Annotated in this window: 20 protein-coding genes; 10 read left to right on the top strand and 10 right to left on the bottom strand. The window is 54.5% G+C overall.

Annotated elements, in window-relative coordinates:
* Positions 1 to 107: 107 nt before the first annotated feature.
* Positions 108 to 470, top strand: coding sequence for a HesB/IscA family protein (locus tag QYL91_RS13945; RefSeq protein WP_302081101.1), 363 nt, complete (start codon positions 108 to 110; stop codon positions 468 to 470).
* A 48-nt stretch (positions 471 to 518) separates the two neighbouring features.
* Positions 519 to 947, top strand: a complete 429-nt coding sequence (locus tag QYL91_RS13940; RefSeq protein ID WP_302081100.1) for an Lrp/AsnC family transcriptional regulator — start codon at positions 519 to 521, stop codon at positions 945 to 947.
* A 21-nt stretch (positions 948 to 968) separates the two neighbouring features.
* Here QYL91_RS13940 and QYL91_RS18210 read toward each other — a convergent pair whose 3' ends face one another.
* The gene (locus QYL91_RS18210) at positions 969 to 1,151 is read right to left on the bottom strand and encodes a DUF8106 domain-containing protein (protein ID WP_369685604.1); all 183 of its coding nucleotides are present in this window, start codon (positions 1,149 to 1,151) and stop codon (positions 969 to 971) included.
* Complete coding sequence (locus QYL91_RS13935) at positions 1,148 to 2,140, bottom strand: transcription initiation factor IIB (protein ID WP_302081099.1); 993 nt, start codon at positions 2,138 to 2,140, stop codon at positions 1,148 to 1,150. Before QYL91_RS13935 ends, QYL91_RS18210 begins: the two co-directional genes overlap by 4 nt.
* Positions 2,141 to 2,468: 328 nt before the next feature.
* On the opposite strand from QYL91_RS13935, the gene sufB reads away from it, so the two are divergent.
* The 5 genes from sufB (at position 2,469) to QYL91_RS18325 (ending at position 6,782) form a co-directional block, all read left to right on the top strand.
* Positions 2,469 to 3,899 (top strand): Fe-S cluster assembly protein SufB, encoded by a 1,431-nt coding sequence (gene sufB / locus QYL91_RS13930; RefSeq protein ID WP_302081098.1) that lies wholly within the window; start codon positions 2,469 to 2,471, stop codon positions 3,897 to 3,899.
* Between the two features lie 46 nt (positions 3,900 to 3,945).
* Positions 3,946 to 4,284 carry a 4Fe-4S dicluster domain-containing protein gene (locus QYL91_RS13925; RefSeq protein WP_302081097.1) on the top strand — a complete coding sequence of 113 codons (339 nt, stop codon included), beginning with the start codon at positions 3,946 to 3,948 and terminating at the stop codon, positions 4,282 to 4,284.
* Positions 4,285 to 4,791: 507 nt separating this feature from the next.
* A complete protein-coding gene (locus QYL91_RS13920) occupies positions 4,792 to 5,655 on the top strand; it encodes a 2-oxoacid:ferredoxin oxidoreductase subunit beta (protein WP_302081096.1) in 864 nt (287 codons plus the stop codon).
* 17 nt (positions 5,656 to 5,672) lie between these two features.
* Positions 5,673 to 6,230: a TATA-box-binding protein gene (locus tag QYL91_RS13915; protein ID WP_302081095.1), complete on the top strand. Its 558-nt coding sequence runs from the start codon at positions 5,673 to 5,675 to the stop codon at positions 6,228 to 6,230.
* 132 nt (positions 6,231 to 6,362) lie between these two features.
* Positions 6,363 to 6,782: a DUF7988 family protein gene (locus QYL91_RS18325; protein WP_465269213.1), complete on the top strand. Its 420-nt coding sequence runs from the start codon at positions 6,363 to 6,365 to the stop codon at positions 6,780 to 6,782.
* A 178-nt stretch (positions 6,783 to 6,960) separates the two neighbouring features.
* Here QYL91_RS18325 and QYL91_RS13910 read toward each other — a convergent pair whose 3' ends face one another.
* Positions 6,961 to 7,191, bottom strand: a complete 231-nt coding sequence (locus tag QYL91_RS13910) for a DUF5783 family protein (protein ID WP_369685630.1) — start codon at positions 7,189 to 7,191, stop codon at positions 6,961 to 6,963.
* A gap of 50 nt (positions 7,192 to 7,241) precedes the next feature.
* Between QYL91_RS13910 and QYL91_RS13905 the strand changes: the two genes are divergently transcribed.
* Positions 7,242 to 8,636, top strand: coding sequence for a protein adenylyltransferase SelO (locus QYL91_RS13905; RefSeq protein ID WP_302081093.1), 1,395 nt, complete (start codon positions 7,242 to 7,244; stop codon positions 8,634 to 8,636).
* A gap of 388 nt (positions 8,637 to 9,024) precedes the next feature.
* Here the strand turns inward: QYL91_RS13905 and QYL91_RS13900 are convergent, their stop codons facing one another.
* The 5 genes from QYL91_RS13900 to QYL91_RS13880 form a co-directional block, all read right to left on the bottom strand.
* Complete coding sequence (locus QYL91_RS13900) at positions 9,025 to 9,165, bottom strand: hypothetical protein (protein WP_302081092.1); 141 nt, start codon at positions 9,163 to 9,165, stop codon at positions 9,025 to 9,027.
* Between the two features lie 308 nt (positions 9,166 to 9,473).
* Entirely contained in the window at positions 9,474 to 9,875 is a 402-nt protein-coding gene (locus QYL91_RS13895) for a hypothetical protein (protein ID WP_369685603.1), read from the bottom strand.
* Positions 9,872 to 10,150, bottom strand: a complete 279-nt coding sequence (locus QYL91_RS13890; protein WP_302081090.1) for an AbrB/MazE/SpoVT family DNA-binding domain-containing protein — start codon at positions 10,148 to 10,150, stop codon at positions 9,872 to 9,874. The genes QYL91_RS13895 and QYL91_RS13890 overlap by 4 nt, the downstream gene beginning before the upstream one ends.
* Before the next feature lie 24 nt (positions 10,151 to 10,174).
* Positions 10,175 to 10,354 (bottom strand): DUF8110 family protein, encoded by a 180-nt coding sequence (locus QYL91_RS13885; protein WP_302081089.1) that lies wholly within the window; start codon positions 10,352 to 10,354, stop codon positions 10,175 to 10,177.
* Between the two features lie 48 nt (positions 10,355 to 10,402).
* Positions 10,403 to 10,759: a DUF8165 family protein gene (locus QYL91_RS13880; RefSeq protein WP_302081088.1), complete on the bottom strand. Its 357-nt coding sequence runs from the start codon at positions 10,757 to 10,759 to the stop codon at positions 10,403 to 10,405.
* Between the two features lie 431 nt (positions 10,760 to 11,190).
* Between QYL91_RS13880 and QYL91_RS13875 the strand changes: the two genes are divergently transcribed.
* On the top strand, positions 11,191 to 11,805 hold the full coding sequence (locus QYL91_RS13875) for a cupredoxin domain-containing protein (protein ID WP_302081087.1): 615 nt from the start codon (positions 11,191 to 11,193) through the stop codon (positions 11,803 to 11,805).
* A 142-nt stretch (positions 11,806 to 11,947) separates the two neighbouring features.
* Here QYL91_RS13875 and QYL91_RS13870 read toward each other — a convergent pair whose 3' ends face one another.
* Entirely contained in the window at positions 11,948 to 12,247 is a 300-nt protein-coding gene (locus tag QYL91_RS13870; RefSeq protein ID WP_302081086.1) for a DUF4242 domain-containing protein, read from the bottom strand.
* 214 nt (positions 12,248 to 12,461) lie between these two features.
* On the opposite strand from QYL91_RS13870, the gene QYL91_RS13865 reads away from it, so the two are divergent.
* Positions 12,462 to 13,514 (top strand): NAD(P)-dependent alcohol dehydrogenase, encoded by a 1,053-nt coding sequence (locus QYL91_RS13865; protein WP_302081085.1) that lies wholly within the window; start codon positions 12,462 to 12,464, stop codon positions 13,512 to 13,514.
* 148 nt (positions 13,515 to 13,662) lie between these two features.
* Here the strand turns inward: QYL91_RS13865 and QYL91_RS13860 are convergent, their stop codons facing one another.
* Positions 13,663 to 14,760 carry a glutamate-cysteine ligase family protein gene (locus tag QYL91_RS13860; RefSeq protein WP_302081084.1) on the bottom strand — a complete coding sequence of 366 codons (1,098 nt, stop codon included), beginning with the start codon at positions 14,758 to 14,760 and terminating at the stop codon, positions 13,663 to 13,665.
* Between the last annotated feature and the right edge of the window lie 416 nt (positions 14,761 to 15,176).

Below are 15,176 nucleotides of genomic sequence, written 5' to 3'. Positions count from 1 at the left end.
AGAGATTACGTGAGTTTCTCCTGAGTCAGTCTCACTATGAAATCTTTTCAACTATAGCTCAGTTGCTGAGCGTCATGGTTAACACCCTGGCTCAATCAACTCAACGTATGAGTACGACGGCCGAAGAGAGTGAACAACCTGACATCGAAGTTTCGGAAGGTGCCTCAGAGAGAGCACTTGCCCTCTTAGAGGAAGAGAACTTGGACACTGACACGGCAGGACTTCGGCTGTTCGTCCAGCAAGGAGGATGCGCGGGTCTGTCATATGGTATGCGGTTCGATACGAGTCCCGACGAAGATGATATGGTCTACGAGCACCACGGCCTGCGAGTGTTCGTTGATCCCGCGAGTATCCAATATATTGCGGGGAGTGTTGTTGAGTATGAAACGGGTCTCCAAGGCGCAGGCTTTGATGTTGAAAATCCCAACGTCGTCTCGGAGTGTGGCTGCGGCGAATCTTTCCGCACCTGAACACGACTGCCAACACGATGATCACCGCTGCAAATAAACGTAGACACAATGGACACTGACAAACTCGAGCATCGTCTTCTTTCTATTCTCAAAGAAGATCCGAAAGCTTCCCTTGGGGAAATCGCCGACCAGGCTGGCGTCGCGCGACCCACCGCCCGAAAGTATATTGAGAAACTCGAGGAGGAAGGTGCTATTGTCGGTTATACTGTCGAAATCAACCCAAAGAAAGTCAACCACCAGAGTATTGCAATGGTTGGAATCGATGTCCAGAGTGGTCAGTACCCCGAGGCGACAAGTCAGCTCAGAGATATTGACTCGCTGACTGCGTTGTATACCGCAACCGGGGACCATATGTTGATGGCCGAACTCGAGGCCACAGGAAGTACCGAACTAAATGAAATAGTCAGCGACCAGATCCTTTCCATTGAGGGGGTGACTACCGCCTGCCCAGCTGTGCTTCAAGAACGGCTCAAATGAGTGAGAAGGAGACATACTCCTTCAATTTTGTATTTCAGAATATTCAGTACAATATTGCGACTGTGTAACGACGACAGATCCACAGTTCGGGCATCTAAGTTGGTACTGGTCACTCGCAGAAGACATTTTCCAATCACCACCGAGAGAACTCTTATATCCACATGACGGACAAAAGAGGGCTGATTTCCGATTAGAGTTGTTCACCCGTTCGACACCTCATCTGCCGCTTGGAGAATCTCCGGGTACCGTTTCGCAATCGTTGGTTTGCTCACGTTAGCAATTTCGGCTAGGTCGCCTTGGGTGACTTCCTGATTTGTACGTTTAGCAGCCGCATACAGCGCTGCTGCGGCTATTCCGATAGGATTTCGACCATTGTGAACACCCGCTTCGATCGCGGATCGAATCAATTCCCGACTTCGGCGTTCCGTTTCATCCGGACACCCCAATTGAGAAGCGAACCGAGCAATGTATGCTTCGGGATTCGGCGGAGTCATTTCCAGTTCCAACTCATCTACCAGATAGCGATACGCACGCTCTATCTCCAGTTTATCAACGTGACTCACCGCAGCAACCTCATCGAATGAACGGGGTGTATTCTCCATACGCGACCCGGCATAGAGGGCTGCCGTCGCCACTCCTTCGATCGAACGCCCCCGGATCAGGTCCTTTTCCAGTGCTTGCCGGTACAATACACTCGTCGTTTCCCTGATCGGATCGGGGCACCCAAGCGCAGACGCCATCCGGTTAATTTCCCCCAGCGCGTGCTTTAGGTTCCGTTCTTGACTATTCTTTGTCCGGAACCGCTCGTCCCATTTTCGGAGGCGTCGCATTTTCTTTTGTTGACGAGACGAGAGCGACTGTCCATACGTGTCCTTGTTTCGCCAGTCGATAACCGTCGACAGACCACGATCGTGTAATAGCTGGGTTTGGGTACTTCCGACCCGTGACTTGGCCTTCTTTTCTCTGGATCCATACGCTCGCCATTCGGGCCCGTGGTCAATCTGGTCTGATTCGATTACGCGACCACAGTCTCGACAATGGAGTTCGGCCTGTGCCTCGTTGTGGACGATGCGTCCTCTGCACTCGGGACACGTTTTGACCGATGGTTCATTCCGGCCCTCCTCGCCCGTCTCACCGTGTTCCTCTGGGCGGCTTTCTCCCCGAATCCCTGATGTCGTGAATGATTCAGTCACGTTCAGCTACCCCGGTAGGAAGGCGGAAGCGGCGCAGCCAACTGGACAAGCGGATATCCCAATCCCGGCAACTCCGGAAGCTAGCATACGAGCTGGGTATACTGACTTTGAGCGGAGATCGGTTGTCTGGCTGTTTCCTGGACTGACAATCGGTGGGCAATGATACCATACGACTCTATTGCATCTGTGCGATACTAAGTTTTTATATCGAAAAATCTGATTGGGTATTCCAATACTCAATATAGGAGTTTTAGAGAATAATTACTTAGATAGCTATGAAAAACAGTTATGAACCAAACTTATGTGCCCAGAGTCTCAACCTGAATTCATGAGTTCGGAACAAGATCATCTCCAAGACACCGATACCGAAGCGCGCTTCGAATTCAAGAAAGAGGAGAAGTCGGCTTTCGAGACTGAGAAGGGCCTGACTGAGGAGACGATTCGCGTCATCTCCGAGGACAAGGACGAACCCGAATGGATGCTCGAACGACGCCTTCGCGCGCTCGAGCAGTTCCAGGAGATGCCGATGCCGACCGGGTGGCCCGGCGCCCCTGACCTCTCGGAAGTCGACATCGACGAAATCGTCCCGTACATCCGCCCGGACATCGAGACCCGCGGCGGTGCCGAGAACTGGGAGGACCTCCCCGAGGAGATTCAGGACACATTCGACAAACTGGGTATTCCGGAAGCCGAGAAAAACGCCCTCTCGGGCGTCGGCGCCCAGTATGAGTCCGAAATCGTCTATCAGAACATGCAGGAACAGTGGGAAGAGAAAGGCGTCATCTTCTGTGACATGGACAAGGCCGTCCAGGAGCATGAAGACATCGTCAAGGAGTACTTCATGACCAAGGCCGTCCCACCCAGCGACAACAAGTTCGCGGCGTTGCACGGCGCCATCTGGTCCGGTGGGTCGTTCGTCTACGTTCCCGAGGACACGAACGTCGACATGCCCGTCCAGGCGTACTTCCGGATGAATTCGGAAGGGATGGGCCAGTTCGAACACACGCTCATCGTCGCCGAGGAGAACTCCGAAGTCCACTACATCGAGGGCTGTTCCGCCCCGAAGTACTCGGAGTTCAACCTCCACAGCGGCGGCGTCGAAGTGTTCGTCAAGGAGAACGCTCACGTCCAGTACTCGACCGTGCAAAACTGGTCGAAAAACACCTACAACCTCAACACCAAACGCGCCATCGCTGAAGAGGACGCCACCATGGAGTGGGTTTCGGGCAGCATGGGCTCGAAGGCGACGATGTTGTATCCGTCGACTATCCTCAAGGGACCGGGCGCGACGGACAATCATATCACCATTGCTATGGCTGGGGAGGGGCAGAACATCGACACCGGCGCGAAGGTGTACCACAACGCGCCCGACACGAAATCGACCATTGAGTCCAAATCCATCAGCAAGGACGGCGGCCGCACCAACTACCGTGGGCTGGTCCACATCGCCGACGGCGCCGAGAACGCCTCCACGTCGGTCGAGTGCGACGCGCTGATGTTCGACAACGAGTCAACGTCGGACACCATGCCGTACATGGAGATTCAGGAGCAGAAAGTCGACGTGGCCCACGAGGCGACCGTCGGCAAAATCGGCGACGAGGACGTCTTCTACCTCCAGAGCCGTGGCCTCGATGACGACGACGCAAAGCAGATGATCGTCGCCGGCTTCATCGAGCCGCTCACGGAGGAACTGCCCATCGAGTACGCGGTCGAGATGAACCGGCTCATCGAACTCGAGATGGAGGGCTCGCTCGGGTAGTGACCAGGTCGGCTGATCGCTAAACAACGTACCAGAGGATATCTCAATGGCTATCGATCCAAATTTCGAAAACACCCACGAAGAAGTTGACCGCCACGAGGACCACCGGGTGTGGACGACAGATGGCGAGGAACCAACGGACGAAAAACAGGGAATCCACGGGACTCATGTCGCAGTAGATTTCGATATCTGTATCGCCGATGGGGCCTGTCTGGAGGACTGCCCCGTTGACGTGTTCGAGTGGACTGATACTCCCGGTCACCCCGAGTCCGAAATCAAGGCTGACCCCACCTACGAGGACCAGTGTATTGACTGTATGCTCTGTGTCGATGTCTGCCCTGTTGACGCCATCGACGTTGACCCGGGACGTGCGGGGAGGCTCTGAACTCGGGGTGGATGAGTGCTGACGATGATTCTGACATTACAGTGTTACCGCTGCGGGGCAGACTACGAGTACGTTGGCACCTCACCTCATCCAGGCCAGTGCCAGGCGTGTGGCTCGCCGTGTGTTCCCCCTGCAGGGAGTCTCAACGTCCTCAACAGTGCCCACTGGGAGAGCGCAAACGGACTCTCGAAAGTTTGGGTGTATGCGCTCGACGAACGAGATCGCCCGTTCGAATTCGAAGTCGCCGCACAGAGGAACCGTGGAAAGTTAGTCGCACTGAGAGTCGACGGTGTGTCCGTTGATCCACGAATAGACGAGACACTCGAAACGCTTCCCCCGGCAGTGAGAACCGAACTCGCTGACGCAGGAATTGATCGAGTGGACGCAAATACACCCGTACAATCGAAGCGATGACAGGCATTCACCTGACCGACTGATGATCGAGGATGAGACACAACACGGCAGCGAATCCGGCTGTCAAAACCGAAACGTGAGGAACATGAGAACATGAGTTCAGACATCAGATTCACCGACTTCAAATCCGACAAACAACCGACTTGGTGTCCCGGCTGCGGCGATTTCGGGACGATGAACGGGATGATGAAAGCGCTTGCGAACACGGGCAATGACCCGGATAACACGTTCGTCGTCGCCGGTATCGGGTGCTCGGGGAAGATTGGCACCTATATGCACAGCTACGCGCTCCACGGCGTGCACGGCCGCGCCCTACCCGTGGGTATCGGCGCAAAGCTGGCGAACCCGAACCTGGAGGTCATGGTCGCCGGCGGTGACGGTGACGGATACTCCATCGGTGCTGGCCACTTCATCCACGCCGTCCGCCGCAACGTCGACATGAGCTACGTCGTCATGGACAACCGCATCTACGGGCTGACGAAAGGCCAAGCCTCGCCGACATCGCGTGAGGACTTCGAGACGTCGACGACGCCCGATGGGCCGAACCAACCGCCAGTCAACCCACTCGCGCTCGCGCTGGCTGCTGGGGGAACGTTTATTGCCCAGTCGTTCTCGTCGGACTCACAGCGCCACACCGAAATCGTCCAGCAAGCGGTCGAACACGACGGCTTCGGCTTCGTCAACGTCTACTCACCGTGTGTCACGTTCAACGACGTGGACACCTACGACTACTTCAGAGACTCCATCGTCGACCTAGAAGAAAGTGACCACGACCCCACCGACTACGACGACGCAAAAGACGCCATTCTTGACGCCGACAAAGAGTATCAGGGCATCGTTTACCGAAACGAGGACTCCACTCCCTGGGAACAGCGCGAAGGAGTCACCGAGAACATGGCCGACATTCCCGATGGGGCCCCGGACGACGCGGTGGATCTCGTCCGTGAATTCTACTGAATACTAGAGATTATTTAATGTCCATACAACAATCAATCTCGATCGAGAACGTCGTCGCCACGACCAGCATCGGACGAGAACTTAACCTCAACAGTGTTGCGTTGGATCTGGATGGTGTCGACTACGATCCTGAACAGTTTCCGGGCGTTATCTATCGTACGAACGACCCCGAAGCAGCAACCCTCATTTTCCGGTCAGGAAAAATCGTCTGCACCGGCGCTGACAGTGTAGACGCTGCTCACGAAAGTATTAATATCGTCTCCAGTATGTTCAGCACCCTCGACATCGACATGCCCGATGAGCTAGATATTGCTGTACAAAATATCGTCTCGTCTGGCGATTTAGGCACGAAGCTGAATCTCAACGCAATAGCTATCGGACTCGGTCTTGAACACGTCGAGTACGAACCAGAACAGTTCCCTGGATTAGTCTACCGACTCGAAGACCACGATGTCGTCTTGCTCCTGTTTGGATCGGGGAAAGTCGTTATCACCGGTGCCACAGAACCAGATGATGCTCATCGGGCGCTAGATGCTGTCGGAAAGGAACTGGATACACTCGGACTGCTGAGCTAAGAAGACCGCTTGCTTGGTGAGATCATATGACGTTTTGAGAAAACCATTGACGATATCGAAAAGCTGTATCAAGCCTTCCCCAGTTCCAGTGGGAATTATTTGAATGCGGCGAGTACGAGTGGCTGAACTGTTGTGGAACGTCTCCGTAGCCGACTACTCGCCGCACATGCAGACACAATCAGGGACGTTGTTGACGCGGGAACAGCAGTTGCTACTGCAATCGAAGAGTGGCCAGTTATGGATGGCACGGTCATCCGGGTGCCGCTTGACAACCTACTCCAAGAACGTGGACTACTGGCCCCACTGCTTGCGACCCTCGAAACAACTGCTGCAACGCTCGGCGAGGAGATTCGCGGAGCACCGGTCGCCGCACCACCATATTACGTGGTGACTAGTTGCGGCCCACTCTGTCGTGGAACTTTGGCCGATGGGCGTCGTCTCATGATTGAATTCGAGATATTCGAGGTAGAAACGCGACCTCGACGTTATCGCTTCTGTGATCCCCGTCCCAAAGAGTGTCTACAGATTACGCTGGCTGGCCGGAAGGGGTGACGAGACTCGGTCACAGAAAGGTACTGCTCTCTGCGGTTCCGCGATAAGGTGGGAAGTTCCATTCAATATAACTCAATTCCGTAGAGCAGGGGGCGAGAGCGCAACAATATCGCTGCCACTGTATTCGTGGCAACTATTTTTTGATCCACCCTCCAGATCAAGGGACCTCACCCCGCGCTTACTCTTCAAATCCGAAAATTTGGCGCAATTCATTTTCGATCCGATCGACGAACTCTGTGAGAACGGCGTCAAAGGTCTCCTTGTCACCGGGCAAGGCCTGTCTCCGTTCCTCAATATCGTCGGGCAGAGTAACGCGAAATTGTCCATCGCCCTCGTAGACCGGTTCGCTCTCGTTGAGAACGTGCCGGTCAATAGCGCGGAGCACCTCTGATCGTTCGATTCGTAGCATCCCCGAAACAAGATTATTAAACCAAGCAACATAACACCGTATGGAACTAAATGCCATTTTCCTTCGACACCACTTACAAAGAGTTAGACTCGGGCCTCTATTCGAGAGTAACGCCGAAAAGTATCGCTACTCCCGAGATTTTGGTTCGTAACGACGAATTGTGTGCTGATCTCGGATTGGAGGCAGCGAGGCTCGATGCTGACGTTCTCGCCGGCCAAAACCGCCTGGAAGAGCCAATCGCCCAGGCGTATGCAGGCCACCAGTATGGGAGTTTTACTGTCTTGGGTGATGGGAGAACGATGATTCTCGGCGAACATGTTCACGATGATAATAGAGATGATATTCAACTGAAAGGGGCCGGTCGAACCCCCTACTCCGGACGAGGCGATGGCAACGCAACTGTCAGTTCGATGCTCAGAGAGTATCTGTATTCGTACGCGATGCAGAATCTGAATATCAAAACATCTAGAAGTCTGGCAGTCGTCGAAACTGACGAGGCAGTCGAACGACGACGGACAGAACCCGGCGCCATCCTCGTTCGAGTGATGAACAGCCACATTCGCTACGGGACCTTCCAGTATGTTGCAGGCAAAGCATCTGACGAGCTACAACGATTCACAGACTACGTTATTGAGCGGCACTACCCACAGCTAGAGGATACGGATCGTACATACCTGGAGTTCTTCGATGCAGTCATGCAGTCTTCGATCGAGATGGTCGTTGACTGGCTGCGTGTCGGATTCGTCCACGGCGTCATGAATACGGACAACATGAGCATCGATGGAGAGACATTTGACTACGGACCTTGTGCATTCATGAATTACTACGACGAGGAGGCGGTCTTCAGCTCGATCGATAAGCACGGGCGATATGCATTCGGAAACCAGCGACCCATCCTGCGGTGGAATCTCGAACGGTTCGCGAAGGCACTCCAACCGCTGTGTACACATTCGGCGCTCACGTACGACGAACTCGAAGTCAAGCTAGACGAATTCGAGGAGCGATTCGATGCGCGATACTACACGATGATGCGGAAGAAACTGGGGGTCGACTCAGATGGTACCCGAGAGCTGGTCGATGAATTTCTGGCGTGGCTTCGCGAATCGAACGCAGACTATACCAATACGTTCCTAGAACTAGAGACGCCTGGGACGTTCGACGACCCAGTGTTTGCAACTGCAGAGTTCGAACAGCTTCGGGATAGAGTGGCTGCTGTTGGTCTAGACGAGGAGTTGATGCAGGAAGCCAATCCGCGGTATATCCCCCGCAACTACCTGGTCGAAGAGGCACTGGACGAGTATCTCGAAACTGGGGAGCTATCCACATTCGAGGAGTTACTGACCGTGTTAGCAAACCCCTATACAGCAGAGGATATGGGTTCACGATTCCAACAACCGCCGCCACGAGAGTTCGATGCGGAGTATACAACGTACTGTAATACTTGACGGTGATCAGCAGGATGAGTATACGCATCAATCTCAATTGTCCAAAGCGGTTCCACCCCTCGATGCCATCGTAGACTGGCAGTAAGACTGACCGATCCGTGGCTCCGTGAGGAGTATGAGTGTCCTCACAGGGTGGATATTCTCCACTGCTCAGGCCGGAACGCTATCGTCGGGCTAGCAAAGGTCGGTGTCGACGAGCTGTTGGGCATTGCAAATCGAGAGAGTCGTATCCACACATGCAAGGCACGGTTGCCGGTGTCGAAGTGACTTACCGAGAAACCGTCAGGAAGTACGTGCGAGATATAGAGCGTGGGTACAGCACGCCAACTCCGTACGATTCAACCCGAATGAGCTGAATCACCCGTTTGGCATGTCTGTCTAAGTAGCGTTAGTCTTCATCCGCGGTATCATCGGTCACACATTCCTCACAGAGGTTTTTTCGGCGGTTCGGTGCACCAATAAACGTCACACCACAGCTCTCACATTCGTACTCCTCAATAAATTCGTAATCGTCGGTCTCTTCGGTCATACTGGATTTTGATTACACTTCATTAAGAAGATTCGTATCCATTTGCGGATGCGGAAGGCTCTGACTTGCCACGTTCTGCTACCGTGAGATACGCGCCTTACATCTTGCATACCAGTACAAATATTATATCAATCTGGAATTTTTCCGAAACGGTCAGTCTGTACACTTAGTGAACAGCGCATTCGTCCAGCCGGGCGCGTAACGAAGTGATACTGTCTGAGCGAGTTATTGCACTACTCGCTCACTTTCGCTGGGAACCCGGTGTCTGTCAACCCCGATTACGCCGGGAGCTACTAGGAACTTGAGCGTCACCGCCACACAGTACTTTCAGCCGCGAACTCTCCGTCTTTCGTCACGATTGCTTCAGTTCCACGGACGCGGTGGTTGGCGATTACGAGCGCGTCATGAAGTGTGTGATGGTCGATCAGACTTCCAGAGACAGCTAAGTCTTGCTCGTCAGTAGGTGCTATCTGTACTGGCCCATCATTCACCAATCCTCGGAGCACCGCGTTCGGCGTCGTGTCTACTTCGACCCCTGCAATCTCGCCTTTGTTAACCGCCGTCCAGATTGCTTCACCAACCGTGACTGTCGGAGCCTCGATCACATCTACGCCGTCCTCGGCTCGCTCAAAGACTTCGTTTGCGGTTGCTGGAAGCCGATCAACGAGATACCGTGCCATCGAAACACCGTCTACAGTGTACCGGGTCACGGCTGCCACTCAGTCTGGCGCTTTTCTCTGATTTCGGCTTCCAGTTCTTCAGCCATCTCTTCACGCTTCTCTTCAGAGACATCATCGTCAACGAGCATTCCACGCCCTGCTGACCGTGTCGCTTTCCGAACCCTGATTCCGTCCTCAGCCTTCTCCCACCGAATTTCGTCCCCCTCTTCAAGGCCAAACTCTTCACGAAGCTCTTTCGGAATGGTGACCTGGCCCTTTCGCGTGATCCGCGTGGTCTCTCCGTCATTGTCTGTTTCTGTGCTCATACAAAGTACTACGGTGCGTAGTACCTAAAGATTGCGCGACCGTCTTGTTTCCCCACTCAGGTCAAGCAACAACTTATCAGACACACCAAGCGGATAGAGTTGCTCGTGATAATTCTCCAACACCCACGCTTCGCCGTGCTCAGCGACAGCTTGCCGGATATACTCGACACCCTCTGGGTACTCTTCTTCGAGGTTGTTGGTCATGGTTGGTGGCTCGCTGATAGTCCGTTGATCCCGCGTCTATGCTGGTGATCAGGCGGTCGTGAACTCGGCAAGTGAGTAGTTCGGGCTGTCAGTGGTCCACTTCCCAATCTGAATAAGCTCGAACGCATCGAGACCCTCCTCAACTCCTTCGTCGAGTGCCGCCTGAACCGCCGCTGGAAGGGTCTCGATAGGGATCGCAGTGAGTGCGTGTTGCGTGAGGCGGTAACTGGTAGCGAGACTCGTCGGAGCAACAACGACGACATCCTCGCCAGCGACGTCGTCAAGAGCGAGTTGAGCATCCCGATACTGGAGCACAGTTGCGTCCAGTCCGTCGACGGGAAAAAATTCGGTCGCGTCCCCGTAATCAATGCTCGCCCCCGCCGACGTGAAATGCCCTTTGAGCATAATCAAGAAAGAATATATGCTCTATGCGCATTAATTTTGTGGTAGATCGCTGCGTGGAACCGAGATCGACCTCAGCTACTGCGTCGAAACACGATTCTCGCTGTCAGTCGCTGAAGTACCGAGCCAGTAGAAGACGATGTCTGCGTGGATAGATCCCAATGAAACACCACTGTCATCTAAATGATGGGAGTTAGAGTTATCCGGCAATATCATGCCACTTCAATATATAATTAAATGCCCATGATAGAACGGGTATTGAAATGGATGCTAACCAGCAACCATCAGGTGATACTCCCTCAGACAGCTCGTCACGGGCTGTGTTGAATCGCCGGAAGATGCTGACAGCCCTCGGCGCTGCTGCCATGCCAGCAGTCGCCGGCTGTGCGAGCCCTTCAAACGACTCCGATACTAACTCGACAACTTCTCCACCCATGCAACCGACCACGACACAACCACAGACGGATAGTCAGTCAATCGACCCTCGATTCGGCTATGTTGGAACCGGCGATAGCTCCCCACCAGTTGAAGCCGACCATACGGTCGAACTGCTTCTCCAAGAGCGCGAAGAGATCCCGATTCCAGAATTTTACTTCGAACCAACGGGACTTGCAATCGAACCGGGAGACACTGTCCGGTTCAACCTCCCAACACCCCATCACAACATCAACGCCTATCATCCAGCATTCGGCTACACACAACGTGTGCCAGACGAGGTGCCACCGTTTTCCTCGCCAATCCTCGGTGTCGGTGAATATTGGATGTACACCTTCGAGACCGAAGGCGTCCATAACATCATGTGTGCCCCTCACGAACTATTCGGGATGGTTGGTTCGATCGTTGTCGGGTCAGCCACCGGCCCAGGCGCGAATCCAGTCGGAGAAGCTCCGGCACCGACCGAGCAGTCTCGCCCGCCCGAATTTACAGCCGGACTCGTTCTCAGCGATCCTGCCATGACCCCCGAAAACATCGTAGATGCCGGCGCCGTCTCCTGGAGTGATCTCGCCCCTGAGAGCAAGCGACCACTGCTCACACCAGTCCAAGAGTAATCTCTCCGCACTCATTCAACCCCGCCCACGGTGGGGCGGGGAATCCGCCTCGCTACCTAGTTTGAAATCTATCACTGATTGAGGGTTTCAGAATATTTCGAGCAAGTGAGTCTCACTGGGGAGTAGTATTGGCAAATGACTGTCATTCACCCTCGAGAGGGTCGCCACGCCGGTCAATTCGGGTCGCTGGGAGCCCCGCCCGGTTGGCATGTTCACGGACAGCTTGTTCATCTTCAGCCTGATAGTGGCAGAATGTTCCCGCGACCTTGCCACCGTCAGTTTTCATCACTTCCGAATCGACCCATCTGATTCCGACGCCCTCGTCTCTAAGTTCTTGCAGTGCGTCACCAGATTGGTCGCCGGCTGCATCCAACTCTTCTTCTGTAATTGGTTCATCAAGCTCACGGAGGATGAGAAAGTCCTCCAGATTTTGCTCGCTCATGGATAGCCAGTTGATTACTGATAGAGAACAAACATAAATTCACCGCCTGAGTATCCACTGACAAGCCCCGGGGCTGGACCTCGAGGCGGCTGACGCGCGTAAGTTAGAAAGTCTGTGGTTGGCATCATCCGTCCGTACGATCACCTACGCAGCATTCCCTCCCCAAAGTGTAATCTGAGTGAAAGTTATATGATGGGTCTCTGTATATGCAAGTATGCAAGCGTTTGTCATGGAACAAGTCGGTGAGACCGGTATTTTGGACAAAGAACCACCAGAGGCAGGGACCACAGATGCGATTTTGAAGCCAACGCTGGGACTTGTCTGTACGTCAGACTGTCACACAGTACACGGTGCAATCGGAGAACGGGAGAACCTCACACTCGGCCACGAAGTCGTAGGTACCGTCGACGAAATCGGGTCAGAGGTGACTGATTTCGAGCCGGGAGACAGAGTTGCTGTCGGTGCGATTACACCGGATTGGAATTCGGAGGCTGCACAGGCCGGCCATCCTTCTCAGTCCAACGGCGCACTCGGCGGCTGGAAATTTGCGAACGTCAAAGACGGAACCTTCCAAGAGTACGTCCACGTCAACGACGCGGACGGAAACCTCGCACACATTCCCGACGACGTGACTGACCACGAGGCTGTCTACACCACGGACATGATGACTACCGGGTTCAGGGCCGCCGAGAACGGTGACATCCCGATGGGAGGCACCGTCGCCGTCTTCGCGCAGGGGCCGGTCGGCCTGATGGCCACCAAAGGAGCGCGATTGCAGGGTGCAGGCGAGGTTATTGCTGTCGAAACAGTCGAAAAACGGCAGGAACTCGCCCGCGAGTTCGGTGCAGACCATATCGTCGACTTTGCAGAGAGCGACCCGGTCGAAGAGATTATGGCTCTCACAGACGGTAACGGCGTCGACGCTGCAATCGAGGCGCTCGGTTCGGATCAGACGCTTCAGGATTGCATCAAAGTCGCAAAGCCCGGCGGAACCGTCTCGAACGTTGGCTACCACGGGGGCGACGAGTTCCGCCATATTCCCCGCGAAGAGTGGGGGGTCGGGATGGCCGAGATCGACATTGTGACCGATCTCTGCCCCGGTGGACGGCTCCGTATCCGTCGGATGCTCCGCATGCTCGAGAACGACTTGCTCGACCCGACCAAGATGACGACTCACGAGTTCGACTTTGACGAAATCGAAACAGCATTCGACATGATGGACGCGAAGGAAGACGACATCATCAAGCCACTCATCCACTTCGAGTAACGCGACTCACAACCCGGGGTGAGGGTGCCAGTGAATAGTTTCCAGACTCCAATAGTCCACACGGACTGAATTGCTCAATACAGAGCGCATATTCATCAGAACGGTATTCCCTGTAGTGTCCACTGAAGATCGGGTTTCGTACCTGGGATCATTTCTCGTCAAACACGTCCTGCTCTAGACGAGCGGCGTATTTGAGCCGGAGTCGGCGCGCCTCCTCAGGAGTGACAGGCCCACGTCCGTCGATTTCTTGTGAAACCGGTTTGTAGGCCCCGACGTCGAACCCCATTCGATCGAGATACGATCGGACTGCGTCCGAGGCTACGCCGTCCTGAATAGCGGCGGTGACGTATTCGAGTACTTCGTCAAACTCCGGGATAACAATGCCCTCCTCCGTGACGTCACCCATGTCGCCTTCGATACGTACCTGGGCGTCTTCGAGTCGGGCGACGATTGCAACCATTTGCTCAGCCAATTGAAGGACCTGGCTTGGGAGGGCAGTGTCGGGCGAGCGCCACTCGACAGTCCCAAAGGCCTCTCTAAGCTGGACGGGTGTCCAGATCGCGCTCTCCGGATCGAAACTGGACACGACTGCCTGCCGATCCACCCCTGCGTTCACGGCCGCAGTCACGAACTCTTCGTATCGCTGTTCAAGACGGTGAGTCCACTCTGCGGTGTCATCGGCGTAGGGCCACAGCCGGCCCTGGTGTGGGAGGTTATCGTACGCTGTCCAGCGGTACAGCTTCGATCGCGCGCCGTTAGCTATGCGCTCTCCCCCGAAGTACGGCGAGGAGTTGACCAGCGCTAGTGCGGGGTCAAGTGCGATGAGTGTATTCAGCTGATCGATCTCGCGTCCTGGCAGTTGTTCGATGTGGATGTGAGTTCCCGCACAGTGGCGCACATACTCGAAGTCCTCGCCGATGACACTGTTCTGGATCCGTGTTCGCTCGCTTGGAATCTCCTGTATCTGGTCAGTATTCACCGTCGTTCCGAGCGGAACGAGCCCCTTCCCCAGGTCGTCGGCTGCTCGCAGGACGTCTGCGATCCGATCGAGCAGTTCGGTACGTAGCTCCGCTCTGCTCTCACAGGGCGTCGTTTTGATTTCAAGCATCGGTTCGACGAACTCCCGCTCGGCCCCTGCCGACGCCTCGACAAGGGCTCCAGGTTCGACTAGCCGTCCCTCGTCGTCGATCACCCAGTATTCAACCTCGATAGCCCGCCGTATCGGTTCAGATTTGTCTCCCGACATAGTTACTCGCTGGAAGATGGAGGATCCTTACAGGCTGGGTTAAGCCGTCTTGTGCCACTTGACGAAGACTGTCAAGGGTAGGACGAAACCGTGGCAAGGGCCTCCATCTCGGATGGATCATAGGGCGGGTGCAGTATCATGCTTAATATGAGCCAGTAGACGGATAACGGTTGCCTCTGGCCGACGAACTAGCCGAGAGACGGTATCGGAAACACTCTCTCTTCTCACAGTCCCTATCGAATCAATTGCATACAGTTAAACTTGGATCTCTTGCTGAATCCATCCTCTGCACGTTTCACCGGTATTCTGATCGATTCCAGAGAAGTCCACGCTCGTCGTGGTATGTGACCCTCCTGTATCGAACGGAGACTGATTTGACCCCGAAGGCTTTAGTTCATAGTTTGTGTATTATAGAC

It is taken from the genome of Salinibaculum rarum (assembly GCF_030505615.1).
In the GTDB taxonomy this organism is placed as follows: Archaea; Halobacteriota; Halobacteria; order Halobacteriales; family Haloarculaceae; genus Salinibaculum; species Salinibaculum rarum.
This window is presented reverse-complemented; position numbering and strand designations above follow the sequence as displayed.